The sequence below is a fragment of the Oceaniglobus trochenteri genome (assembly GCF_020529025.1).
GTDB lineage: Bacteria > Pseudomonadota > Alphaproteobacteria > Rhodobacterales > Rhodobacteraceae > Oceaniglobus > Oceaniglobus trochenteri.
On sequence record NZ_JACNMM010000004.1, the window covers coordinates 269,051 to 291,076 of the forward strand.

Genomic DNA, 22,026 nt, shown 5'->3' on the forward strand with positions numbered 1-22,026 from the left:
CGATGCGTGAGAGGCGCGAGGCGAAGGGGCCGCTGTCCCACGCGCCATCATCCTCGACACCCTGCCATTCGGTCAGCAGCAGGCGCACCACATTGTCCACCAGCGCCACGGCGAAGATCACCGCGCCGATGGCCATGAAGGTTTGCGGCATCCACAGGGGCGTGGCATCCTGGCCTTGGGATATGTCGTTGATCTTGTAGGACAATCGCGTCGCCTTGACGGCATACCACGCCAGGAAGCAACCTGCGACGGCGGCCAGCGTGTAACACCAGATCTCGACCGCCCGCCGCCAGCGCCCGGCGGTGTTCACGAAAAGCGACACCCGGATGTGGGCGGCGTTGTTGAAGGTATAGGCCATGGCCAGAAACGACGTGGCCGCCATGGCATAGCCGGCATATTGCGCGCCGCCCTTGAACAGAAGGCCCATCCAGCGGGCCACCATCTGCACGATCACCAGCCCCAGAATGGCCAGCAGGGCAAGTGCGGCAGCATAGCCCGAGGACAGGTAAAGACGGTCAAGAGCGTTGCGCATGAAGTCTCCCGGCGCGCCCCGCAGGCCGCGTGATTGTAAGAGCGAAATGCGACCGCCCCCGTGAGGGGGCGGAAGCGATGAGCGGTGGTTTACTTGCGGTAGGCGTCAACGATGGCGCGGCCGTCGTCGCCCGCGCTTTCCAGCCATTCGTCGGTCATGGTGGCGCCGATTTCCTGAAGGTCGGCGGCCAGCTGTTCGCCCGGTTCGGCCACGGTCATGCCGCCTTCGGCCAGTTGGTCAAGGAAGCCGCCGGCCAGCTTGGCGGCGGTCTCGCTTCCGCGCGCTTCGGCCTTTGCGGCCTCGTCCAGCAGGCACTTGCGCGATTCGTCGGACAGGCCGGCCAGGGCATCGCTGTTCACGAAAACCGTGTTGCGCGGCAGCCAGGCCTTGGCATCGTAGAAGTGGGTCAGATCCTCCCAGGCCTTTTCATCCACTCCGGTCGACCCGGACGAGATGAAGGCCGACACCACGCCGGTTGCCAGCGCCTGCTTCAGTTCCGCCGCCTCGATCTGGGTGGGGACCATCCCGGCCAGTTCGGCCACCCGCGCGGTGGCGGCGTTGTAGGCGCGGAACTTCACGCCCTGCACATCGTCCAGGCTGTTGACTTCCTTGGCGAAATACAGCCCCTGCGCGGGCCAGGGCACCGAATAGAGCGGTGTCATGTTCTGGGCGTTCATCACCTTGGTCAGGGTCGGCTTGGCCGCATCGCGCAGCTTGTCGCTGGCCTCGAACGAGGTGGCCAGGAAGGGCACGGAATCATAGCCGAAGACCGGGTTCTCATTCGCATGGGCCGACAGCAGGCGTTCGCCGATCTGCGCCTCGCCCACCTGCACGGCGCGCTTGATCTCGTCGCCCTTGAACAGCGACCCGCCCGCGTGAATGGTGATGTTCAGGTCACCGCCCGAACATTCGCGCACGGCGTCCACGAAGATCTGCGCGTTCTCGGTGTGATAGTTGTCGGCCGGGTATGCCATGGGCATGTCCCAGTTTTCGGCATGGGCGGCGGTCGTGGCCAGGGTGGCGACGGATGCGGCAAGCGCGGTTTTCAGAAACGACATTCTGTTTTCCTCTCTGGTCTGCGCCCCGGTGTATCCCGGGGTCGCGGGGCAGGGCGCATGGCCCCTCGGGGGCGCAGTTTAACGGCTTTTGTTCGAATGCCAATGATCGCGTTTCAGGGTTGTTCCAGCAGGCATTTCACCCCGTCCCGGGCCTTTGCTCGCGTGATTGCGGCATCGAATTCGGCCAATGGCAGGCGGTGGCTGATCAGGGGCCCGGGATCGACGGCGCCCGATTCGATCAGCGCGATGGTTTCAGGCCAAAGGCCCGGGCTTCCCAGCACGCCGCGCAGGGTCAGATCGCCGATGACCAGCGGGTCGAAATCCATCATGGTGCGGCGTCCGCCGAACAGGCCCAGCAGGGCAAGGGTGCCGCCGGGCGACAGGCCCGCGATGGCGGCTTGCACGGCCTCGGGGCGGCCCGTCGCCTCAAGCGCGTGGGCATGGGGCGGCAAATCGGGCGTCGCGTCGCGTATATTGAAACACTGCGCCGCGCCAAGATCGCGCGCCAGCGTAAGGCGGGCGGAATCGGCCCCCACCAAGGCAACCGGCCCCAGGCCAAGCGCCCGCGCCACCAGCAATGCCAGAAGGCCGATGGGCCCGTCGCCGTGGATGACCAGCGCATCGCCCGCCACGGCCCCCGACTTGCGCACCCCGTTCAGCGCCACCGCCGTTGGTTCCACCAGCGCGGCGCTGGCGGGCGGGACGTGATCGGCGACGCGGTGCAGGGCGCGGGCCGGCATCGCGATGAACCGGGCAAAACCGCCGTCGCGGTTCAGGATGCCCGTCTCGGTAAGGTCGGGGCAGATGTGGTAGGCGCCCGCGCGGCACCGCGCGCAGGTGCCGCAGCCCACCGAACATTCCCCCACCACCTGCTGGCCGGGGGAAAAGCCGGTCACGCCCGCGCCGGTGCTTTCCACCACCCCGGCCCATTCGTGGCCCGGCACGATGGGATAGCGCGCCCGCCCGCTGCGCAGGTAGGGCGCCGTGCCTTCGTAAAGTTCGATGTCGGTGCCGCAGATCCCCGTGGCCCGCACCCGGATCAGCACATCGCCCGTGGCCGGGGCGGGCCGGGGCAGATCGCACAGCCGGGCCACATGGGGCGCCTCAAGCCGGATTGCGGGCATGGTTTCAGCCATCCTGCGCGACCTTGCCCAGAACGCCCGCCAGATCGCCATAGCCGGTAAAGCGCCGCTCGAATTCCAGCCCCAGCCGCCGGGCGCAGTCCTCGGCGCGGGCGGTCAGGTCGGGGTTGTCGGTCTGTGCCTGGTAGATCAGCTTGGTGTAGTTGCCGAAGATCATCTCGCGCAGCTCGGGGTGGCGGTCCAGGCCCATGGGCCGCCAGACGAAGGCATCGAACTGTCGCACCAGGAAATCGGTGAGATAGAAACAGGTGAATTCGTCCTCGGCCCGTTCGACGAAGCCATCGACCCCTTCATAGAAGGCATAGCAATGGGGCCCGGCCACCATCTCCACCCCCATTTCGGCACAGGCGGCCTGCAAATGGCCGCCGGTGCCGCAATCGGCGTAGACCACGAAGATCGTTTCATAATCGGCGCGGTTTCTGGCCACCGTGGCGCGTACGGCATCGGTGATCCGGTCGGGGTGGTTGTGCAGGATCGCGGGCAGGCAGGTCAGATCCAGGTGATCCCAGCGGTTCGCCCGTTTCAGCGCCATGATCTCGCGCGCAAGGGCACCGCATGCGATCAGCAGAACCCGCCCCTTGCCGCTGGCCTTCAGGCCATTTTCGGTCAGCGTGGCGTCGTCGGGGAGCACTGACACAATTCTGACCTTCCTGTGCAATGGATGAAATGGCGTTGTGCGAAGGGCCACGGAGGACATTATGGCAGTCACGTCCAAGTTCAACAACCGATCGAGGCAAGCCATGACACGACGCGATCCCACCCCATCCGCGGGCGCCTTGCCCCCGATGAACCGTGACACACTTGTGGCGATGCTGCTGGCCGGTGCCGCTGCGACCGTCGCCTTCGACATCTGGGGCCAGGCGCTTGCGCCGATGCTGGGGCTGGGCAACCTGGCCCCCGAGGGCCTGGCGCGCAGCCTTTTGGGCAAGCTGGGCCTGCCCAACGGCAGACCGGCGGGCCATGTGATGCACCTGGTGCTGGTGGGGCTGATCGCCTATCCGCTGGGCTGGATGGTGGTCTTCCGCCCGATACAGCAGCGGGTCATGCCGGGGCTTCACCGCTTCGCCGCCTCGGCGATCTATGGATTTGGCCTGTGGGTGGTGGCAATCGGCGGCATTGCCGGGTTCGCCACGGGTGATATCTTCCTCAACTTCACGAAGATCGCCTGGGTCGCCCTTGTCGGGCATGTCCTTTACGGGGTCGTTCTGGTGGCGGCCCTGTCCTGGCTGGCCCGCCGGCGTGCCTAGCGCAGGCGCACGGCGGTGCCGTAGAACACGACCTCGGATGCCGCATTCATGATGGTCGAGGTTTCCATGCGGGTGCCGACGATGGCGTCGGCGTTCAGGCCCGCCGCCTCGGCCACCATCCTGTCGTAGGATTGTTCGCGGGCGGCGGCCAGAAGCTGGGCGTATTCCTTCACCTCGCCACCCACGAGATTGCGCAGCGACGCGACGATGTCCGAGCCGATGTGTTTTGCCCGCACGGTCGAGCCGCGCACCAGGCCCAGAACCTCAACCACCTCGCGCCCGGCGACGCCATCGGTGGTGGTGACGATGATGTCACTTTTCGATCTGGTCATAATGATCGTCCTCGCGGTTGTTCAAACGCTCGGCAATCACGCGCCACAGCACCCAGGCCACAAGGGCAACAGGCACCAGAAGCAGCATCGCCGGAAAGGGCAGGGTCACCATGGCGGCCAGGAAAACCCCCAGCCACACCGTCACCCCCGCCGCAACGGCGACACAGATCAGGATCAGCACAAGTCGGTCAAGCGGCATGGCGACAACTCCTTTGCCCATACATGGCAACGGGCCGCACGATTTGGAAGGGGTCAGTCGGCCAGGCGCGCCGGGCGACGGGCGATGCGCACCAGAAGGATCACGACAATGGCCGAGGGCAGCAGCGCCAGCAGGCCATTGGCCAGAAGGGCTTCGTCGGCCGCAAGCACGGCCTTGAACAGCGCGGCAAAGGCAAAGGCGGCAAAGATCATGGCAACGCGCTTGAGAAAGAGGGCAATCGACATCCGGCAACTCCGACACTGTTGGTTCATTGTTTCGTTGCTTCATCATTGATCGCAGGCTGTGGCGCAAAAAGGGCCGGGTGGGGGTGAGGTTGTGATCAAATCAGGCAGCGCCGGGGCCGCGCCGCCCCCGACGCGCCACATTTGCCCCTGGGCGTTGCATGCGCCCGGGTGATCGCACCTTCCATCGCCCAACGCAGTCGTCTAAACGGCAACCGGCCCGCCCGTGATGGCGGGGTTGCCGAATTATGAAGGGGTCGCCCTGACGTTCCGGCAGGGGCCGTTTCGAAGAGTGGTGGCCTGTGCTAGGTCCGAAGCGGAACGAACCGCCGGATCGTGGGGCTGTGGAACAGAACGCCGAACCCGCAGGAAATGGCAGAGAGGAACCGGAGTTGGACATGCCAGGCAAGATCAGCCCCGAAGCGGCCGCCCGCCTCTCCGTGGCCCCAATGATGGACTGGACCGACCGGCATTGCCGTTTCTTTCACCGGCTGATGTCGCGGCGCACCCTGCTTTACACCGAGATGGTGACGGCGCCCGCGCTGGTGCGCGGGGGGGCGCGGCATCTTCTGGGGTTCGATCCGGCCGAGCAGCCCCTGGCCCTGCAACTGGGCGGCTCCGATCCCGGTGAACTGGCGCAGGCGGCGGCGATGGGGGCCGACGAGGGCTATGGCGAGATCAACCTGAACGTCGGCTGCCCCTCGGACCGGGTGCAATCGGGCTGCTTTGGCGCCGTGCTGATGGAACGCCCGGCGCTGGTGGCCGAGGGCGTGGCGGCGATGATCGCGGCTGTCCCGCGCGACGTCGAAGTGACGGTCAAGTGCCGCATCGGGGTGGACGACCAGGCCCCGGAGCAGGTTCTGCCCGATTTTCTGGCACGGATACGCGCGGCCGGTGTGCGACGGGTGCAGATCCATGCGCGCAAGGCCTGGTTGCAGGGGCTGAGCCCGAAGCAGAACCGCGATGTGCCGCCGCTGGACTATGATCTTGTGGTGGCGATGAAGGCGGAATTTACCGATCTTCACGTCTCGATCAATGGCGGGATCACCAGCCTTGAGCAGGCGCGCGCATTGCTGGCCCGGGGGCTGGACGGTGTGATGATCGGACGGGCGGCCTATCACCAGCCTTTCGATATCCTCGCTGCCGCGGATCGCGAAATCTTCGGCGACGACCACCCGGCCCCGACCCGCCCCGAGGTCGTGGCGGCGATGGAACCCTATATCGCACGTCACCTGACGGAAGGGGGCCGGTTGAACCAGATCACGCGCCACATGCTGGGCCTTTTCGCCGGACAACCCGGCGCGCGGGCCTGGCGGCGGACCTTGTCGGAAGGCGCACACCGGAAGGGCGCGGGGCTGGAGGTGCTGCGCGCGGCCCTGGGCGCGGTCGAGGGGCTTGACGCCTGAGCAGAAAGGCGCGCCTGCGGCGCAAGACATTCAGGGTGCCGGTTTCGGGCGGCGTGGCGCTGCTTTTGGCGGGGCCTAACCCTGCGAGCGGGCGAGGCGCGCAGCCCGTCCGCCGCGCCGTTGTTTCAACTGCCCCGCGCGGCCCGGCAATTCGGCCAGGATCTGCCTGCGTTGGGCCGCGTCGAGGCGGGACCATTGGGCGATCTCATCCAGCGTGCGCAGGCACCCGGTGCAAAGCCGTTCGGCGGGGTGGACGACGCATATCTTGACGCAGGGTGAATCGGTTTCGGCGCGGCTCCAGACGATATCGTCGTCCGAGGCTTTCCCGTCATCGCTCATGGTGTGCCCCGCAGGTGGGCGAGGCGGTCCAGCGCGCCCTGCAGGATATAGCCGGCCGCCACATGGTCGATCACCTCCGAGCGGCGCTTTCGCGATGTATCCGCCTCAAGCAGGGCGCGGGTGGCGGCGACGGTGGACAGGCGTTCATCCCAGAAGGCGATGGGCAGATCGGTCAACCGTTCGAGGTTGCGGGCGAAGGCGCGGGTCGATTGGGCGCGGGGGCCTTCGCTGCCATCCATGTTCAGCGGCAGCCCCAGAACCAGCCCGGTGATCTGACGCGCGGTGGTGATTTCCAGCAGCTTCGCCGCATCGACACCGAACTTCTTGCGCCGGATCGTTTCAAGCGGCGTCGCGATCGAGCGCATGACATCGGACACCGCAACGCCAAGGGTGACGGTGCCGAGGTCAAGCCCGGCAAGGGCGCCGTGGCGGGGCAGGGCGGCGGCGAAATCGGTGATGTCCTCGCAGATCATCGGGCGATCCCCGCGCGACGGGCCGCTTCGGCGATCAGGGTTAGCGCCTCGTCGTTCCCGGCGAAGGTGTCCAGTGCCTCGGCGTGGATCGCGGCGGCGGTTTCGGTTTCGCCCAGTACACCATAGGCGGCGATCAGGCGGGCCCAGTCCTGGGGTGGGCCGCCTTCGGCCGCCAGCCGGTCGGCCAGGCCCGACACCATGTTGCGGATCATAGCGTCGCGGTCTTCCGGCGCCATGTCGGCGGCGGCGGCCATGTCCTCGGCGCTGGGGCCGCTGGCCTCGGGCGGGTCATAGCGGGTGCCGGCCCGGGCCGCGAGGTCGGGCATCTGTTCGCGGATGGGCGCGATCCAGGGGGCGTCCTCGGGGCCGGTTTCCAGCAGTCCGCGCCACAGCTGAAAGGCCAGGTCGGGGCGCCCCGTCTGGGCATAGAGCAGGCCGGAATAATACCGCGCGGCGCCGTTGCGCTCGTCGATCTGCAAGGCACGGGTCAGCGCGGCCTCGGCCTCGGGCGAAACATAGCCGCCGGCGGCAAGAATCATGTATTCGGCCAGGTCGGTGTGATCTTCGGCCCCCACCTTGTCGCCCAGCAGTTCGACGACCCGTTCCTGGGCCGCGACAGCATCGGCAAACCGGCCCAGCCGCGCCTCGTTTCGTGCCAGAAGCTGGTGGCCGCGAAGATCGTCGGGGCGCTTGGCCACGGTTTCGCGCAGTTGTTCCATCATCTTTACATAGGTCGGATCGGGCGTGGGGGCGGGCATCACCTCGGCGGCCTGGCGTTCGGCCTCGGCCTGGGAGGGGCGGTTTTCGCGGGCCTGATCGGCCAGCGCCTTGCGGGTGGCGATCGGGAGATCGGGAAAGCCCGGCGCGCCCAGCCAGGCATAGGTGCCCAGCCCGCCGCCAACCACCAGTACCGCGCAAAGCACGGCCATCGCCACCGTGGCGCCGCGCGGCGCCGTGGCGGGGGTGCCCGCCGCCCGGGCGGCACGATTCGCCTCAAGCAGGCGGCGCGACACCTCGGTGCGCACGCGCCCCGCCTCTTCGGCGGTCAGGGTGCCGCGCGCCAGATCGCGTTCCACCTCATCCAACTGATCGCGGTAGATGCGGATATCCGGCGCCTCGCCCGCCGCGCCGCGGCCACCGCGCAGCAGTGCCAGGACGATCGCCGCCGCCGTCACCCCCGCCAATCCGACGATCACCACCCAGAACATCGCGCCTCCGATCCTTGCGCGCCCTATGTGCCGTCTTGTGCGCCCGAACGCCAGCCATGCGCGACCTTCGGTCACAGTGCTGTGACACCGCCGCCGCGCCCCATGTCGCAAATTGCCGGGCACCTGCCGTTTGACAGGGCGGCAGCGCGTGATAATCCACCCATAAGGGGCAGGTCGCCCGCCGCCCGAGGTCACGAAAGGTCATGCCGTTGAAACGCTATTCGGTCTTTGCCGTCGCACGCGAAGCGCTGCGCTTTCACACCGGATGGGAGCGGGCCTGGCGCTCGCCCGAGCCGAAGAAGAAATACGACGTGGTGATTGTCGGCGCGGGGGGGCATGGCCTGGCCACCGCCTATTGGCTGGGCAAGAATCACGGCATCCGCAATGTCGCGGTGATCGAAAAGGGCTGGCTGGGCGGGGGCAACACCGGCCGCAACACCACGATCATCCGCTCCAACTACCTGCAAGACCCTTCGGCGGCGATCTATGAAAAATCGCGCAGCCTTTACGAGACGATGAGCCAGGATGTGAACTACAACATCATGTTCTCGCCGCGCGGCGTGATGATGCTGGCGCAGACCCAACACGAGGTGCGCGGTTTTCAGCGCACGGCCCATGCCAATGCGCTGCAGGGTGTGGCGACCGAATACGTCGGCCCCGACCGGGTGAAAGAGCTGTGCCCGATCATCAACATCGACGGCCCGCGCTATCCGGTGCTGGGGGCGCTCTGGCAGGCGCGGGGCGGCACCGCCCGCCACGATGCCGTGGCCTGGGGCTATGCCCGGGCCTGCAGCGACATGGGCATGGACATCATCCAGCAATGCGAGGTGACGGCGATCCGCCGCGAAAACGGCAAGGTCGCGGGCGTCAGCACCACGAAGGGCGAAATAGACTGCGCCAAGCTGGGCATCGTGGTGGCGGGGCATTCCGGCGTTCTGGCCGAAATGGCCGGGTTCCGGCTGCCGCTGGAATCGGTCGCGCTTCAGGCGTTGGTCAGCGAACCGATCAAGCCCTGCATGGACGTGGTGGTGATGGCCAACACGGTACACGGCTACATGTCGCAGTCCGACAAGGGCGAAATGGTGATCGGCGGCGGCGCCGACGGCTACAACAACTATACCCAGCGCGGCAGCTTCCATCATATCGAGGAAACCGTGCGCGCGCTCATCGAAACCTTCCCGATGATCTCGCGGCTCAAGATGCTGCGCCAGTGGGGCGGGATTGTCGACATGACCGGCGACCGCTCGCCTATCATCAGCAAGACGCCGCTGGAAAACTGCTTCGTCAACTGCGGCTGGGGCACCGGCGGGTTCAAGGCAATTCCCGGCTCGGGCTGGGCCATGGCCGAACTGATGGCCCAGGGCGAACCGGGCCCCCTGGCGGCCGCCTTTACCATGAACCGGTTCCGCGAAGGCCGCTTCATCGACGAAAGCGTTGCAGCAGGGGTGGCGCATTGATGCCGATGCCCAGTCCCCCCCGGAACCGCCGGTCACCCCTCTCCGTTGAGCGTCAGATGCATCAACGCAAGGAAACGCGACCATGCCTGACAATACCAACACAACCCTTCGTGAAACCCATGTACGCGAAAAGGGCGGCTCCTCCACTCTCGCCTTCATCCTCGGGGGCGTCGTTGTGGCGCTTGCCATCGTGGCCTACATCGTCTTCGCCGGCGCCGATGGTGCGGGCACCACGGGCGCGGGCGCGGGCGGCGGCGACACCAACGTCACCGTCGAAGCACCCGCCAGCGACGCCCCCGCGGCCGAGGAAAGCGCACCGGCCCCTGCCGGCAACTGACACGTCACGACTGACAGACTTCAATCCCGGGCGGGTGCCGAATGGCGCCCGCCCAATTGCATCCGGACCCTGCCCATGCTGACCCTCACCTGTCCCTGCTGCAACATCGCCTGCGACGAGACCGAGCTTCACCCCGGCGGCCAGGCCCATGTGTCGCGGGCCGGCCCCGACAGCGGCGATGACGCCTTCGAGCAATATCTGTTCCTGCGCAAGAACCCGCGCGGCGTGCATTTCGAACGCTGGCGCCATGCCATGGGCTGCGGCAAGTGGTTTCACGCCGCCCGCTGCACCGTGACGCTCGAGGTCTTCGGCACCTACAGCGCGCAGACCCTGGAACCGCCGCAAGACATCCTTGATGCCATCGCCGCGCGCCGCCCCGATTGGCAGGGCTTCGCCTGATGCTCTTTCTTGCCGAAAATACTCAAAAAACCACCGCCTCCCCCGTCGAAAGGCCAATGACATGAGCACACGCCTCGCCACCGGCGGCCGCCTGATCGACCGCGGCGCGCCTCGGCGCTTCACCTTCAACGGCAAGGCCCTGCGTGGATTTCAGGGCGACACGCTGGCCTCGGCGCTGCTGGCGGGCGATCAGATGCTGGTGGGCCGGTCGTTCAAGTATCACCGCCCACGCGGCATTGTCGCCAGCGGCGCGGAAGAGCCGAACGCACTGGTTAACCTCGGCCTCTCCGACCGGTTCGAGCCGAACCAGAGGGTCACCACCACCGAACTCTTCGAAGGGCTCACCGCCACCTCGCAGAACCACTGGCCCAGCCTCGATTTCGATATCGGCGCGATCAACACCCACCTGTCGCGTTTCCTGCCCGCCGGTTTCTACTACAAGATGTTCATCCATCCCCGGTCATTCTGGAAGCATGTCTACGAACCGGTGATCCGCAAATCGGCCGGACTGGGCCAGGCCCCGAGCGAGCGCGACGCCGACCGTTACGAACACCTTCACGCCCGGTTTGACCTGGTGGTGGTGGGCGGCGGAATCGCGGGCCTGCAAGCGGCGCGCATTGCCGCCGAGGGCGGCCAGAGCATCCTGCTGATGGAACAGACGGCGCATTGGGGCGGCCGCGCCCCGGTGGATGGCGACGAGATCGACGGTCAGCCGGCCCAGGCCTGGATCGACGCCACGATCGCCGCGCTCGAAGCGATGCCCAACGTCACCCTGCGCCTGCGCTGCATGGGGGCGGGGGTCTATGATCACGGCTACCTGCTGGCCTATGAGCGTCTGGCCGATCACCAGCCCCAGGCCGACATGCCGCGCCACCGGCTCTGGCGGATCAGGGCAGGGCGCATCGTCACCGCCACCGGCGCCATCGAACGCCCGCTTTCCTTTGCCGGAAACGACATCCCCGGCGTCATGCTGGCCAGTGCGGTGCGTGATTTCATTGTCAACTACGCGGTCTCGCCCGGCGACAGGGTCGTGGTCGTCACCAACAACGACGATGCCTATCGCACCGCCCTGGCGGTGAAACGGGCCGGGCTCGACGTGCCCTGCATCATCGATGCGCGCCCCGCCGGGGGCGGCGCGCTGATGGAACAGGCCCGCCAGCAGGGCATCCGCGTGGAAACCGGCAAGGGCATCGCGGCGGTGCAGGGGGGCAAGCGTGTCACAGGCATCACCCTCTGTCAGCAGGCGGGCGAGGGTGCGGTGATCGACAGCATCGACTGCGATGTGGTCGCCATGTCCGGCGGCTGGTCGCCTGTCGTCCACCTCTGGTCGCATTGCGGCGGCAAGCTGACCTGGGATGACCCCCGGGCTTGTTTCATCCCCGATCCGAACCGCCCGCCCACCGGCGCCGATGGCAGCGCTTTCGTGGCCAGCGCAGGGGCCGCCAGCGGCGCGCTGACCGCGGCCGAGGCGCTGGCCGACGCCGCCCGCGCCATCGACCCGACGAAAAGCGCAAGCGCCGCCCAGGCGGCGCCAAGCGATGAGGCGCCGCTGATGCCGGTCTGGATCATGCCCCATGGCGCGGGCGCGAAACTGCGCGCAAAGATGTGGCTCGATTTCCAGAACGACGTCAAAGTCTCCGATGTGCAGCTTGCCGCCCAGGAAGGCTATGAATCCGTCGAACACGCCAAGCGCTATACCACGTTGGGTATGGCCACCGATCAGGGAAAGCTCTCCAACATCAACGGCCTGGCCGTTCTGTCGGGGGCACTGGCCGCGCCGATCCCCCAGGTCGGCACCACCACCTTCCGCCCGCCCTATACCCCGATTTCCATGGGCGCCATCGCAGGCGAGGCGCGTGGCGAAATCTTCCAGCCTCTGCGCCGCAGCCCGATGCACCAGTGGCACGCCGAAAACCACGCCCACTGGGAGCCGGTGGGCCACTGGCGCCGGCCCTACTGCTATCGCCGGCCCGGGGAATCCATCGAGGGGGCCGTCAGCCGCGAGGTGAATGCCACCCGCGACAGCCTGGGCCTGCTCGATGCCTCGACCCTGGGCAAGATCCTGGTCAAGGGCCCCGACGCGGGCCGCTTTGTCGACATGATGTACACCAACATGATGAGCAACCTCGCCCCCGGCAAATGCCGCTATGGCCTGATGTGCAGCGAGAACGGCTTTCTCATGGATGACGGTGTCGTGGCGCGGATCGACGATGACACCTGGCTGTGCCACACCACCACCGGCGGGGCCGAGCATGTCCATGCCCACATGGAGGAATTCCTGCAAACCGAGTGGTGGGACTGGAAGGTCTATACCGCCAACCTCACCGAACAATACGCCCAGATCGCCGTGGTGGGCCCGAAGGCGCGCGCGGTGCTGGAAAGGCTCGGCGGCATGGACCTTTCGAAGGACAGTCTGCCCTTCATGCACTGGACCGAAGGCACATTGGCCGGTCTTCCGGTGCGGGTCTTCCGCATCTCCTTCTCGGGCGAGCTCAGCTTTGAAATCGCCGTGCCTGCGGGCCATGGCCGCGCGCTCTGGGACAGGCTGCTCGAGGCGGGAGCGGAGTTCAACGTCACCCCCTATGGCACCGAGGCGTTGCACATCATGCGCGCCGAAAAGGGCTTCATCATGATCGGCGATGAAACCGACGGCACGGTCATCCCGCAGGATCTCAACCTCAACTGGGCGATCTCGAAGAAGAAGGACGATTTCATCGGCAAGCGCGCCCATCAGCGCAGCCACATGCAGGACCCCACACGCTGGAAACTGGTGGGCCTTGAAACGCTCGACGGGTCGGTCCTGCCCGACGGCGCCTATGCCACCGCGTCGGGAACCAATGCCAACGGTCAGAAACACACCCAGGGGCGCGTCACCTCGACCTATCATTCGCCGACCCTGGGGCATGGCATCGCCATGGGGCTGGTGCTGAACGGCCCCGACCGCATGGGCGAGGTGCTGGATTTCCCGCGCACCGACGGAACAATCGTTCAGGCCCGCATCACTGACCCGGTATTCTTCGACAAGGACGGAGCGAAACAGAATGTCTGATCCCGTCACCCCCCTGAACGGCGCGTCCTTCCAGGGCTTCGTCACCGTCACGGAAACGGCGCCCCAGGGCATGATCACCCTGCGCGGCGATCTGGCCGCGGCTGCCCTGCGCGATGCGGTGCTGGCCGTGGCAGGGGCCGATCTCCCTGACATGGGGCGCATCGTCATCAACGGCAGCCGGGGCTGCGCCTGGATGTCCCCCGACGAGGCGCTGCTGCTGCTGCCCCGCGCCGATGTGCCCGATGCCCTGGCACAGCTCGCCACGGCCCTTGAGGGCAGCCATCACCTTGCCGTCGACGTCTCCGACGCGCGGGCCATGTTCCGCCTCGAAGGCGCGGGCCTGCGCGATGTACTGGCCAAGCTGACGCCGGCCGATGTCTCCCCGGCAGGGCTGGCGCCTTTCACCCTGCGCCGCAGCCGCCTGGCCCAGGTGGCGGCGGCCTTCTGGCTGACGGATCAGCAGGCCGCCCATGTGATCTGCTTCCGCTCGGTGGCGCAATATGTCTTCGACCTGCTGTCCACGTCCGCCCGCAAGGGCAGCGAACCCGAACTTTTCGACAGTTAGGTAAGCCTGGCGGGAACCGGCGGGCGGCCAGGCCGTTTCCCACTAGAAGGCTTGACCTCCGCGGCCCGCGGCCGCAGGTATCAGGCAGCGAAACATCAACCAAAGGGGCTTGTTATGGCTTTTGAACTTCCCGATCTTCCCTATGCACATGATGCCTTGGCCGACAACGGCATGAGCAAGGAAACACTGGAATACCACCACGACATTCACCACAAGGCCTATGTCGACAACGGCAACAAGGCGATTGCCGGAACCGAGTGGGAAGGCAAGTCGCTTGAAGAGATCATCAAGGGCACCTACGACAACAACGCCGTCGCCCAAAGCGGCATCTTCAACAATATCTCGCAGCTCTGGAACCACAACCAGTTCTGGGAAATGATGAGCCCCGGCAAATCGGCAATGCCCTCGGAGCTGGAAAGCGCGCTGAAAGACTCCTTCGGCTCGGTCGACAAGTTCAAGGAAGATTTCGCCGCCGCCGGTGGCGGTCAGTTCGGCTCGGGCTGGGCCTGGCTGGTCAAGGACAGCGACGGCAGCCTCAAGGTCACGAAAACCGAAAACGGCGTGAACCCCGTCTGCTTCGGCCAGACCGCGCTTCTGGGCTGCGACGTGTGGGAACATTCCTACTACATCGATTTCCGCAACAAGCGCCCGGCCTATCTGACCAATTTCCTCGACAACCTGGTCAACTGGGAAAACGTCGCCTCGCGCATGTGATCCCCACGCCAAAGCAAACGAAGGGCCGCCAGCGAAAAGGCGGCCCTTTTTCCATCTTTGGTCCTGAAATATCCTGGGGTTTGGGGTGAAACCCCAATCCGCCGCTGGCCAAAGGCGCGTCGCTGCTATCTGCCCGACCCGCGCGCCGGGCCTTCATCAAGCTTCAGTTCATCGTCGCCCAGCGGTTGCAGCATCGCCCTTGCCTGTGCCTCGATCCCTTTTACGCCCTGGCGCCAGCGTGGTGCATCGTCCTTGTCGATGATGGCGGCGCGAATGCCTTCCAAGAAATCGCCCTCGGCCTGGGCACGGGCGGTGAAGCGGTATTCCATCCGCAGCGCCTGTTCGATGCCATCCAGCCCGCGAACACGGCGCACCAGGTCAAGGGTGGAGGCCGCCGACAAGGGCGACACCCGCTCCAACTCGCCCAAGGTCTGCCGCGCGAATGCCGTCTCGGACGCACCAAGCGCGTTCAGCAGGTCGGCCAGGGTCCGCGCGCCGAAGAACCGGTCGATCTCGTCTGTCAGCCCGGCCAGCTCGGAAGGGGCGGGGGGCTGCGCGGCGGCGTCGATCAGGGCCGGATCGCCGGTGCGTTCCAGCGCTTCGATCAGGGCAGGCCAGTCGCTTTCCGCCAGATAGTGATCGGCAAAGCCCGCAAGAATCGCATCACCCGCCCGCATCCGCCGGCCCGTGGTGCCCAGATATTCACCCAGTCGCCCCGGTGCGCGCGCCAGAAGAAGCGATCCGCCCACGTCCGGCACAAGGCCGATGGCGCATTCGGGCAGGGAAATCCGGCTGCTTTCGCCGACAATCCGGTGGCTGGCATGACAACCGACCCCGACACCGCCCCCCATGGTGAAGCCGTGAAGAAGGCTGACCACAGGCTTGGGATAATTGAACAATCTGGCGTTCATGGCATATTCGTCGCGCCAGAACCCGCGGGCATGATCGTGATCGCCCGCGCTTGCGGCGGCATGGATAGCGGCCAGATCGCCCCCAGCGCAAAAGGCCCGCTCACCCGCGCCGTCCAGGATCAGCATGGAAACGGCATCGTCCCGCGCCCAGCCGATCAGCGCGGCATCGATGGCGCGCACCATATCCCATGTCAGGGCGTTCAACGCCTTGGGGCGGTTCAGGGTGATGCGTCCGGCGCGCCCGGCGGTGCGGATTTCCACATCGCTCATGGCTTCAGCATCTCGCGCGCCACGATCAGGCGCATGATCTCGTTCGTGCCCTCCAGAATCTGGTGCACCCGCAGATCGCGCACCAGCTTCTCGATCCCGTAGTCGGCAAGATAGCCGTATCCGCCGTGCAGTTGCAGGCACTGATCCACGATGCGGCTGCCCGCCTCGGTGACAAGGGCCTTGGCCATGGCGCAGTGCTTCGTGGCATCGGGCGCGCCGGTGTCGTATTTCCAGGCGGCCTGGCGCAGGAAGACACGGGCAGACTCCAGCGCGATCTCCATGTCCGCAAGGCGGAACTGCAACGCCTGAAACTGGTCTATACTGCGCCCGAAGGCGCGGCGCTCGGCCATGTAGGCAAGGGTGGCGTCCATGGCGGCCCGCGCCGCGCCCAGCGAACAGGCGCCGATGTTCAGCCGCCCGCCATCCAGCCCCGACATCGCATAAGTGAAACCCATCCCCTCGGCCCCCAGCAGGTTTTCTGCCGGAATGTCGCAATCGTCCAACTGCACCTGCCGGGTGGACTGACTGCGCCAGCCCATCTTGTCTTCTTTCGCGCCAAAGGACAGGCCCGGCGTCGCATCCTCGACGAGGACGGCGGAAATGCCGCGCGGCCCCTCGGCGCCGGTGCGGCACATCACGATATAGGCGTCGCAATATCCCCCGCCCGAGATGAAGGCCTTGCTGCCGTTCAGCCGATAGCCATGGTCGGTCCGCTCGGCCCGGGTGCGCAGGGCGGCGGCGTCGCTGCCCGATCCGGGTTCGGTCAGGCAATAGGCCAGGATGGTTTTCATCGACAGCACGTCAGGCAGCATCCGCGCCTTCATGGCATCATCGGCAAACCGGTCGATCAGCGCGGCGCACATGTTGTGGATCGACAGGAAAGCCGCGACCGAGGGGCAGGCCATGGACAGCGCCTCGAACACCAGCGTCGCGTCAAGCCGCCCCAGCCCGGTGCCGCCGCTGTCCTCGGAAACGTAAAGCCCGCCGAACCCCAGTTCGGCCAGCCGGGGCCAGAGCGCGCGCGGAATTTCCCCCGCCGCTTCCCATTCCCGGGCATGGGGGGCGATATGTTCGGCCCCGAAGTCGCGCGCCATCTCGAAGATGGCCTTCTGTTCCTCGCTCAGCCCGAAATCCATGCCGTCCCCCCTTGGCGTTCGTCAGGCCACCGGCGGGGAAATCACGAACCGCAGGGGGAAGGCACGTCATCCCCCATCTTTGGTCCTTCAAATATCCCCGCCGGAGGCGCCCGCACTCTCGATCAGTCCATGGCCTTGAAGTTGAACTCGCCACCTTCCTTGATGCCCGAGGGCCAGCGCGCCGTCACGGTCTTCGTGCGGGTGTAGAAGCGGAAGGCGTCGGGGCCGTGCTGGTTCAGATCGCCAAAGCCCGATTTCTTCCAGCCGCCGAAGGTGTGATAGGCCAGCGGCACGGGGATGGGCACGTTGATGCCCACCATGCCGATGTTGATCCGGCTGGCGAAATCGCGGGCGGCGTCGCCGTCGCGGGTGAAGATCGCGGTGCCGTTGCCGTATTCATGGTCCATCGCATAGCCAAGCGCCTCTTCGTAGGTCTTGGCGCGGACCTGCGACAGGACCGGGCCGAAGATCTCCTTGCGATAGATGTCCATGTCGGTTGTGACGCGGTCAAACAGGTGGGGGCCGACGAAGAAGCCGTCCTCGTATCCCTGCAGGTTGAAGTTGCGTCCGTCCACCACCAGTTCCGCGCCCTGGTCGATGCCCGATTGCACCAGCTTCAGGATGTTCTCCTTCGCTGCCGCGGTGACGACGGGGCCGTAATCGACGTCGTTGCCGGCGGTATAGGGGCCGACCTTCAGCTTCTCGATCCGCGGCACCAGCCGTTCGATCAGCGCATCCGCCGTGGCATCGCCGACCGGCACGGCCACCGAGATCGCCATGCAGCGTTCGCCCGCCGCACCGTAACCCGCGCCGATCAGCGCATCGGCGGCCTGATCAAGGTCGGCGTCGGGCATGATGATCATGTGGTTCTTGGCACCGCCGAAACACTGCACCCGCTTGCCGGCCGCACAGCCGCGGGCATAGATGTATTCCGCGATCGGGGTCGAGCCGACAAAGCCCACGGCCTGGATCGTCTCGTTGTCCAGGATGGCGTCCACCGTCTCCTTGTCGCCGTTCACCACCTGAAGAACGCCATCGGGCAGGCCGGCCTCTTGCAGCAGTTCGGCCAGCATCAACGGCACCGAGGGATCACGTTCCGAGGGTTTGAGGATGAAGGCGTTGCCGCAGGTCAGGGCGGGGCCCATCTTCCACATCGGAATCATCGCCGGGAAGTTGAAGGGCGTGATGCCCGCCACCACGCCCAGGGGCTGGCGCATGGAATACATGTCGATGCCCGGCCCGGCGCCATCGGTATATTCGCCCTTCAGAAGGTGCGGCGCGCCGATGCAGAACTCGATCACCTCAAGCCCGCGCTGCACGTCGCCCTTGGCGTCGGGCAGGGTCTTGCCGTGTTCGCGGCTCAGCGCCTCGGCCAGCTTGTCCATGTCGCGGTTCAGCAGGCGGACGAATTCCATCATCACCCGGGCGCGGCGCTGGGGGTTGGTGGCGCCCCACTTGATCTGCGCCTCGGCGGCGTCGGCCACGGCGCTGTCCAGCAGGGCCTTGTCGGCCAGGGGCACCTGGGCCTGCACTTCGCCGGTGGCGGGGTTGAACACATCGGCGCTGCGTCCCGTGCCCTTGACGTGTTTGCCGTTGATCCAGTGTGACAGGGTTTCCATGGCGCTCTCCGTTGTTTCGCTTCGCCCTCACTCTAGGGTTGCGCCGGGTAGGGGAAAAGCGGCAGTTTGCCAAAAGGGCTTTGCGTTTTTGTCGGTATGGTGGTTGCGATGCAGTGGGATGACATGCGGATTTTCCTGTCTGTGGCGCGCCACGACAGTCTTTCGGGCGCCGCGCGGGCGTTGAAGCTGGACGCGGCCACGGTGGGGCGGCGCATTGCCCGGCTGGAGGGCGATGTCGGGGCGATCCTCTTCGTGAAGTCGCCGCAGGGGTATCTGCTGAACGAAGCGGGCCAGCGCTTTGTCGCCCATGCCGAACGCGCCGAACAGGCCATGTCGGCGGCCAGCGACGAGCTGCGCGGCAAAGGCGGCGGGCTGAGCGGGCCGATCCGGCTGGGCGCGCCCGATGGCTGTGCGAACTTCCTGCTGCCGCGCGTCTGTGCCCAACTGGTGGCGCAGAACCCTGGGCTTGAGGTTCAGGTTGTCGCGCTGCCCCGGGTCTTCAACCTGTCGCGGCGCGAGGCGGACATGGCAATCGCCGTCTCGCCGCCCACCGGCGGGCGGGTGACGGTGCAGAAGATCGCGGATTACCAGCTGCACCTGGCCGCGCACCGCGATTACCTGGCCAAGGCACCGCCCCTTGCCACCCGCGCCGATCTGAACGCCCATCCCATCGTCGGTTATATTCCCGACATGATCTTCGACAAGGAACTCGACTATCTTGGCGAAGTGGGGATCGACCGGGTGGCGCTGTCATCCAATTCGGTTGCCGTTCAGTTTCAATGGCTTGCCCAGGGCTGTGGCGTGGGTATCGTGCATGATTTCGCATTGCCCGCCGCGCCGGGGCTGGTGCGGGTGCTGCGCGACGAGGTGGCGCTGTCGCGCACCTTCTGGCTGATCCGCCATGGCGATGACCGGCGCGTGGCGCGGCTGAACCGGTTCGCCGCCGCGCTGGGGGCGGCATTGCGCGCCGAAATCGCCCGGTTGGAAGCCTTGGCTTGACAGGATGCCCCCGTTGCGGCGACGCTTGATCAAGGTCAACCGGCAGTGGAAAGGCGTGAATTATGTTGGTTCAACAAATCCTTCAGGGAAAATCGGCTGCGGACGTGGTGACGGTTGCGCCGGGCAGCAACGTTGGCGATGCGGCCGCGCTCTTGTCGGAAAAGCGGATCGGTGCCGTGATCGTTTCGGACGGGGCGGCGCCCCTGGGCATCCTGTCGGAACGCGACATCGTGCGCGAACTGGGCAAGCGTGGCGCCAATTGCATGGACGACAAGGTCGATGACCTGATGACGCGCGACCTGATCGGCTGCACCCCCGAGGACGAGGCGGTGAGCGTTCTACAAAAGATGACCGACGGGCGCTTTCGCCACATGCCGGTGATGCGGGGCGACACGATGATCGGGCTGATCTCGATCGGTGACGTGATCAAGGCGCGGCTTTCGGAACTGTCGATGGAGCGTGACGCGCTGGAATCCATGGTCATGGGGCACTAGCCAAGCACTTGCAATTTTGGGCGCAATAATGTTGCGTGTGGCGCAGCACACAAGAGGTTTGCCATGCGCATCGGTCTGTACCCCGGAACCTTCGACCCCGTAACGCTTGGTCATCTCGATATCATTCGCCGGGCGTGCCGGTTGGTGGATCGGCTGGTGATCGGCGTTGCCATAAACCGCGACAAGGGGCCCTTGTTCAGCTTGGAAGAACGGGTTGCCATGGTCGAGGCAGAGTTCGCCGATCTGACCGACCAGACCGGGTGCGAACTGATCGCCCATCCCTTCGAGAACCTGCTGATCGACTGTGCCCGCGACGTGGGCGCAGGGGTTATCGTGCGCGGCCTGCGGGCCGTGGCGGATTTCGAGTATGAATACCAGATGGTGGGCATGAACCGCGCTCTGGACGATTCGGTCGAGACGGTGTTCCTGATGGCCGAGGCGCGGCATCAGGCGATTGCCAGCAAACTGGTCAAGGAAATCGCCCGCTTGGGCGGTGACACGTCGAAGTTCGTCACCGACGCGGTGGATACCGCGCTGCACCGCAAGCTGAAAGGCTAGGCCACCGGCCTAATCCGCCTTGGCGCTGCGGGTCACGACGTGCGATGTGCGCTCCAGTGTGCGATGCACGGGGCAGCGGTCGGCGATCTCCATCAGGCGGGCGCGCTGTTCGTCGTCCAGGTCGCCTTCGATGTGGATTTCGCGCAGAAACTCATCGACCTTGTCGTCGCTGGGCGCGCCTGCGTCCTGGGCGTGTACCTTGTCATGGCTGACATCCACCCGCACATGATCCAGCGGCCAGCCCTTGCGCCTTGCATACATGCGCAGCGTCATCGAGGTGCAGGCGCCCAGCCCGGCCCCGACCAGCCCATAGGGCGTCAGGCCCCGGTTGGTGCCGCCATAGGCCAGCGGTTCGTCGGCCAGAAGGTGGATGCTCTGCCCGCTGGTGACATCCTGAAGGAACCCCTTTGGGTCGGCCTCCGAGACGCGCACGATGCCTTCGGGCGCGCCGCGGGGCGGGGCGGGCGGGTGCAGTTGCAGATAGCGGGCCGACCAGGCGGCTATCACCTCGGCCGCGTATTCGGCATCGGCGGCATCGCTGATCAGGTGGTCGGCATCGTCAAGGGTGACGAAACTCTTGGGGTGCCTTGCGGCGGTGAAGATCTGGCTGGCGTTCTCGATCCCGACGATCTGATCGCGCGGTGCGTGCATCACCAGCAGGGCGCGTTTCAGGTCGCGGATCGCCGGCTCCAGGTTTTCCTGCGATACATCCTCGAGGAACTGGCGGGCGATGCGGAAGGGCCGGCCCCCCAGCGAAACTTCGGCCACGCCCTCGGATTTGATCTGGTCCAGCGCGGCGGCGAAATTGTGGGTAACATGGCCCGGGTCATAGGGCGCGCCGATGGTCACCACCGCCTTGACCGACGCGATCCCCCCCGCCGCGCGCAGCACCGCCGCACCCCCCAGCGAATGGCCGATCAACAGGCCCGGCGCCATGTCGCGCCCGGCCAGGTAATCGGCGGCGGCCTTCAGGTCGGCCACGTTCGAGGTGAAGTTGGTATTTTCGAATTCGCCCTCGGAGTGGCCAAGGCCGGTGAAATCGAACCGAAGCACCGCAAGGCCGATGGCCGAGAGGCGGGCGGCGATGCGGCGGGCGGCGGGAATGTCCTTTGAGCAGGTGAAGCAATGGGCAAACAGCACGGTGCCCAGGTGCGGCCCGGTCGGCAGATCCAGCCGGGCGGCCAGGGTTTGGCCGTCGTGGCCCTGAAAGGTGATCTTCTCCATGGGCATCGCGGCTCTCCCTTTTGTTCGCCTGCCATCAATCTGTCGCCCCCGGTCCACCGACGCAACGGCCGAGGGCGCTGCCTCACGCCATGGTGACGCACTGAAATGCCGGGCGC

General features: G+C 66.3%; 24 protein-coding genes and 1 pseudogene. 11 read left to right on the top strand and 14 right to left on the bottom strand.

The features are described 5' to 3' along the window. Nucleotides 1-88 precede the first annotated feature (88 nt). From H7828_RS22705 to H7828_RS08725, 4 genes and pseudogenes are all read right to left on the bottom strand, one after another. A pseudogene (locus tag H7828_RS22705) lies at nucleotides 89-532 on the bottom strand (TRAP transporter small permease subunit); the annotation flags it as partial. 89 nt (nucleotides 533-621) lie between these two features. Next, nucleotides 622-1,590, bottom strand: a complete 969-nt coding sequence (locus tag H7828_RS08715; protein ID WP_226780630.1) for a TRAP transporter substrate-binding protein — start codon at nucleotides 1,588-1,590, stop codon at nucleotides 622-624. 113 nt (nucleotides 1,591-1,703) lie between these two features. Continuing rightward, nucleotides 1,704-2,726: a zinc-dependent alcohol dehydrogenase gene (locus tag H7828_RS08720; RefSeq protein ID WP_226780631.1), complete on the bottom strand. Its 1,023-nt coding sequence runs from the start codon at nucleotides 2,724-2,726 to the stop codon at nucleotides 1,704-1,706. Continuing rightward, nucleotides 2,719-3,363 (bottom strand): DUF1638 domain-containing protein, encoded by a 645-nt coding sequence (locus H7828_RS08725; RefSeq protein WP_226780780.1) that lies wholly within the window; start codon nucleotides 3,361-3,363, stop codon nucleotides 2,719-2,721. Before H7828_RS08725 ends, H7828_RS08720 begins: the two co-directional genes overlap by 8 nt. Nucleotides 3,364-3,517: 154 nt before the next feature. On the opposite strand from H7828_RS08725, the gene H7828_RS08730 reads away from it, so the two are divergent. Then, nucleotides 3,518-3,979, top strand: a complete 462-nt coding sequence (locus tag H7828_RS08730; RefSeq protein ID WP_226780632.1) for a hypothetical protein — start codon at nucleotides 3,518-3,520, stop codon at nucleotides 3,977-3,979. Here H7828_RS08730 and H7828_RS08735 read toward each other — a convergent pair. From H7828_RS08735 to H7828_RS08745, 3 genes are read right to left on the bottom strand one after another with little or no spacing between them, the layout of a single operon-like run. Further along, a complete protein-coding gene (locus H7828_RS08735; RefSeq protein ID WP_226780633.1) occupies nucleotides 3,976-4,311 on the bottom strand; it encodes a YbjQ family protein in 336 nt (111 codons plus the stop codon). The two genes, H7828_RS08730 and H7828_RS08735, sit on opposite strands and share 4 nt — an antisense overlap. Continuing rightward, nucleotides 4,292-4,510 (bottom strand): hypothetical protein, encoded by a 219-nt coding sequence (locus H7828_RS08740; RefSeq protein WP_226780634.1) that lies wholly within the window; start codon nucleotides 4,508-4,510, stop codon nucleotides 4,292-4,294. The genes H7828_RS08735 and H7828_RS08740 overlap by 20 nt, the downstream gene beginning before the upstream one ends. Nucleotides 4,511-4,563: 53 nt before the next feature. Continuing rightward, entirely contained in the window at nucleotides 4,564-4,755 is a 192-nt protein-coding gene (locus H7828_RS08745; RefSeq protein ID WP_226780635.1) for a hypothetical protein, read from the bottom strand. Between the two features lie 395 nt (nucleotides 4,756-5,150). Here H7828_RS08745 and dusA point away from each other — a divergent pair, with 395 nt between their 5' ends. Next, the gene (dusA, locus tag H7828_RS08750) at nucleotides 5,151-6,158 is read left to right on the top strand and encodes a tRNA dihydrouridine(20/20a) synthase DusA (RefSeq protein ID WP_226780636.1); all 1,008 of its coding nucleotides are present in this window, start codon (nucleotides 5,151-5,153) and stop codon (nucleotides 6,156-6,158) included. 75 nt (nucleotides 6,159-6,233) lie between these two features. Here the strand turns inward: dusA and H7828_RS08755 are convergent, their stop codons facing one another. From H7828_RS08755 to ccmI, 3 genes are read right to left on the bottom strand one after another with little or no spacing between them, the layout of a single operon-like run. Next, the gene (locus H7828_RS08755) at nucleotides 6,234-6,497 is read right to left on the bottom strand and encodes a DUF1289 domain-containing protein (protein ID WP_226780637.1); all 264 of its coding nucleotides are present in this window, start codon (nucleotides 6,495-6,497) and stop codon (nucleotides 6,234-6,236) included. Next, nucleotides 6,494-6,970: a Holliday junction resolvase RuvX gene (gene ruvX / locus H7828_RS08760; protein ID WP_226780638.1), complete on the bottom strand. Its 477-nt coding sequence runs from the start codon at nucleotides 6,968-6,970 to the stop codon at nucleotides 6,494-6,496. The genes H7828_RS08755 and ruvX overlap by 4 nt, the downstream gene beginning before the upstream one ends. Then, nucleotides 6,967-8,178: a c-type cytochrome biogenesis protein CcmI gene (ccmI, locus tag H7828_RS08765; protein ID WP_226780639.1), complete on the bottom strand. Its 1,212-nt coding sequence runs from the start codon at nucleotides 8,176-8,178 to the stop codon at nucleotides 6,967-6,969. Before ccmI ends, ruvX begins: the two co-directional genes overlap by 4 nt. Nucleotides 8,179-8,387: 209 nt before the next feature. Between ccmI and H7828_RS08770 the strand changes: the two genes are divergently transcribed. The 6 genes from H7828_RS08770 (at nucleotide 8,388) to H7828_RS08795 (ending at nucleotide 14,699) form a co-directional block, all read left to right on the top strand. Next, the gene (locus H7828_RS08770; RefSeq protein WP_226780781.1) at nucleotides 8,388-9,635 is read left to right on the top strand and encodes a sarcosine oxidase subunit beta family protein; all 1,248 of its coding nucleotides are present in this window, start codon (nucleotides 8,388-8,390) and stop codon (nucleotides 9,633-9,635) included. 82 nt (nucleotides 9,636-9,717) lie between these two features. Then, nucleotides 9,718-9,972, top strand: coding sequence for a hypothetical protein (locus tag H7828_RS08775; protein WP_226780640.1), 255 nt, complete (start codon nucleotides 9,718-9,720; stop codon nucleotides 9,970-9,972). 75 nt (nucleotides 9,973-10,047) lie between these two features. Beyond that, nucleotides 10,048-10,371, top strand: coding sequence for a sarcosine oxidase subunit delta (locus H7828_RS08780; RefSeq protein ID WP_226780641.1), 324 nt, complete (start codon nucleotides 10,048-10,050; stop codon nucleotides 10,369-10,371). Nucleotides 10,372-10,432: 61 nt separating this feature from the next. Further along, nucleotides 10,433-13,420, top strand: coding sequence for a sarcosine oxidase subunit alpha family protein (locus H7828_RS08785; protein ID WP_226780642.1), 2,988 nt, complete (start codon nucleotides 10,433-10,435; stop codon nucleotides 13,418-13,420). Next, nucleotides 13,413-13,985, top strand: a complete 573-nt coding sequence (locus tag H7828_RS08790) for a sarcosine oxidase subunit gamma (protein ID WP_226780643.1) — start codon at nucleotides 13,413-13,415, stop codon at nucleotides 13,983-13,985. Before H7828_RS08785 ends, H7828_RS08790 begins: the two co-directional genes overlap by 8 nt. A 114-nt stretch (nucleotides 13,986-14,099) precedes the next feature. After that, the gene (locus tag H7828_RS08795; protein WP_226780644.1) at nucleotides 14,100-14,699 is read left to right on the top strand and encodes a superoxide dismutase; all 600 of its coding nucleotides are present in this window, start codon (nucleotides 14,100-14,102) and stop codon (nucleotides 14,697-14,699) included. Between the two features lie 125 nt (nucleotides 14,700-14,824). On the opposite strand, the gene H7828_RS08800 is transcribed toward H7828_RS08795, so the two are convergent. The 3 genes from H7828_RS08800 to H7828_RS08810 all read right to left on the bottom strand — a co-directional run bounded on the left by H7828_RS08800 (nucleotide 14,825) and on the right by H7828_RS08810 (nucleotide 18,635). Then, nucleotides 14,825-15,880: an enoyl-CoA hydratase/isomerase family protein gene (locus H7828_RS08800; protein WP_226780645.1), complete on the bottom strand. Its 1,056-nt coding sequence runs from the start codon at nucleotides 15,878-15,880 to the stop codon at nucleotides 14,825-14,827. Continuing rightward, nucleotides 15,877-17,016 carry an acyl-CoA dehydrogenase family protein gene (locus H7828_RS08805; protein ID WP_226780646.1) on the bottom strand — a complete coding sequence of 380 codons (1,140 nt, stop codon included), beginning with the start codon at nucleotides 17,014-17,016 and terminating at the stop codon, nucleotides 15,877-15,879. The genes H7828_RS08800 and H7828_RS08805 overlap by 4 nt, the downstream gene beginning before the upstream one ends. A 122-nt stretch (nucleotides 17,017-17,138) precedes the next feature. Continuing rightward, entirely contained in the window at nucleotides 17,139-18,635 is a 1,497-nt protein-coding gene (locus tag H7828_RS08810; RefSeq protein ID WP_226780647.1) for a CoA-acylating methylmalonate-semialdehyde dehydrogenase, read from the bottom strand. 108 nt (nucleotides 18,636-18,743) lie between these two features. On the opposite strand from H7828_RS08810, the gene H7828_RS08815 reads away from it, so the two are divergent. From H7828_RS08815 to coaD, 3 genes are all read left to right on the top strand, one after another. Next, a complete protein-coding gene (locus H7828_RS08815; protein WP_226780648.1) occupies nucleotides 18,744-19,634 on the top strand; it encodes a LysR family transcriptional regulator in 891 nt (296 codons plus the stop codon). A gap of 62 nt (nucleotides 19,635-19,696) precedes the next feature. Beyond that, nucleotides 19,697-20,128 (top strand): CBS domain-containing protein, encoded by a 432-nt coding sequence (locus H7828_RS08820; RefSeq protein ID WP_226780649.1) that lies wholly within the window; start codon nucleotides 19,697-19,699, stop codon nucleotides 20,126-20,128. Between the two features lie 63 nt (nucleotides 20,129-20,191). Then, the gene (coaD, locus tag H7828_RS08825; RefSeq protein WP_226780650.1) at nucleotides 20,192-20,686 is read left to right on the top strand and encodes a pantetheine-phosphate adenylyltransferase; all 495 of its coding nucleotides are present in this window, start codon (nucleotides 20,192-20,194) and stop codon (nucleotides 20,684-20,686) included. Between the two features lie 9 nt (nucleotides 20,687-20,695). Here the strand turns inward: coaD and H7828_RS08830 are convergent, their stop codons facing one another. Further along, nucleotides 20,696-21,916: a bifunctional alpha/beta hydrolase/OsmC family protein gene (locus tag H7828_RS08830; RefSeq protein ID WP_226780651.1), complete on the bottom strand. Its 1,221-nt coding sequence runs from the start codon at nucleotides 21,914-21,916 to the stop codon at nucleotides 20,696-20,698. Nucleotides 21,917-22,026: the final 110 nt, after the last annotated feature.

What these genes read in the sequence shown, in the direction of transcription:
- H7828_RS08715 (WP_226780630.1), bottom strand. Translation starts at nt 1,590, where the DNA reads ATGTCGTTTCTGAAAACCGCGCTTGCCGCATCCGTCGCCACCCTGGCC.
- H7828_RS08720 (WP_226780631.1), bottom strand. Translation starts at nt 2,726, where the DNA reads ATGGCTGAAACCATGCCCGCAATCCGGCTTGAGGCGCCCCATGTGGCC.
- H7828_RS08730 (WP_226780632.1), top strand. Translation starts at nt 3,518, where the DNA reads ATGAACCGTGACACACTTGTGGCGATGCTGCTGGCCGGTGCCGCTGCG.
- H7828_RS08735 (WP_226780633.1), bottom strand. Translation starts at nt 4,311, where the DNA reads ATGACCAGATCGAAAAGTGACATCATCGTCACCACCACCGATGGCGTC.
- H7828_RS08740 (WP_226780634.1), bottom strand. Translation starts at nt 4,510, where the DNA reads ATGCCGCTTGACCGACTTGTGCTGATCCTGATCTGTGTCGCCGTTGCG.
- H7828_RS08745 (WP_226780635.1), bottom strand. Translation starts at nt 4,755, where the DNA reads ATGTCGATTGCCCTCTTTCTCAAGCGCGTTGCCATGATCTTTGCCGCC.
- dusA (WP_226780636.1), top strand. Translation starts at nt 5,151, where the DNA reads ATGCCAGGCAAGATCAGCCCCGAAGCGGCCGCCCGCCTCTCCGTGGCC.
- H7828_RS08755 (WP_226780637.1), bottom strand. Translation starts at nt 6,497, where the DNA reads ATGAGCGATGACGGGAAAGCCTCGGACGACGATATCGTCTGGAGCCGC.
- ruvX (WP_226780638.1), bottom strand. Translation starts at nt 6,970, where the DNA reads ATGATCTGCGAGGACATCACCGATTTCGCCGCCGCCCTGCCCCGCCAC.
- ccmI (WP_226780639.1), bottom strand. Translation starts at nt 8,178, where the DNA reads ATGTTCTGGGTGGTGATCGTCGGATTGGCGGGGGTGACGGCGGCGGCG.
- H7828_RS08775 (WP_226780640.1), top strand. Translation starts at nt 9,718, where the DNA reads ATGCCTGACAATACCAACACAACCCTTCGTGAAACCCATGTACGCGAA.
- H7828_RS08780 (WP_226780641.1), top strand. Translation starts at nt 10,048, where the DNA reads ATGCTGACCCTCACCTGTCCCTGCTGCAACATCGCCTGCGACGAGACC.
- H7828_RS08785 (WP_226780642.1), top strand. Translation starts at nt 10,433, where the DNA reads ATGAGCACACGCCTCGCCACCGGCGGCCGCCTGATCGACCGCGGCGCG.
- H7828_RS08790 (WP_226780643.1), top strand. Translation starts at nt 13,413, where the DNA reads ATGTCTGATCCCGTCACCCCCCTGAACGGCGCGTCCTTCCAGGGCTTC.
- H7828_RS08795 (WP_226780644.1), top strand. Translation starts at nt 14,100, where the DNA reads ATGGCTTTTGAACTTCCCGATCTTCCCTATGCACATGATGCCTTGGCC.
- H7828_RS08800 (WP_226780645.1), bottom strand. Translation starts at nt 15,880, where the DNA reads ATGAGCGATGTGGAAATCCGCACCGCCGGGCGCGCCGGACGCATCACC.
- H7828_RS08805 (WP_226780646.1), bottom strand. Translation starts at nt 17,016, where the DNA reads ATGGATTTCGGGCTGAGCGAGGAACAGAAGGCCATCTTCGAGATGGCG.
- H7828_RS08810 (WP_226780647.1), bottom strand. Translation starts at nt 18,635, where the DNA reads ATGGAAACCCTGTCACACTGGATCAACGGCAAACACGTCAAGGGCACG.
- H7828_RS08815 (WP_226780648.1), top strand. Translation starts at nt 18,744, where the DNA reads ATGCAGTGGGATGACATGCGGATTTTCCTGTCTGTGGCGCGCCACGAC.
- H7828_RS08820 (WP_226780649.1), top strand. Translation starts at nt 19,697, where the DNA reads ATGTTGGTTCAACAAATCCTTCAGGGAAAATCGGCTGCGGACGTGGTG.
- coaD (WP_226780650.1), top strand. Translation starts at nt 20,192, where the DNA reads ATGCGCATCGGTCTGTACCCCGGAACCTTCGACCCCGTAACGCTTGGT.
- H7828_RS08830 (WP_226780651.1), bottom strand. Translation starts at nt 21,916, where the DNA reads ATGCCCATGGAGAAGATCACCTTTCAGGGCCACGACGGCCAAACCCTG.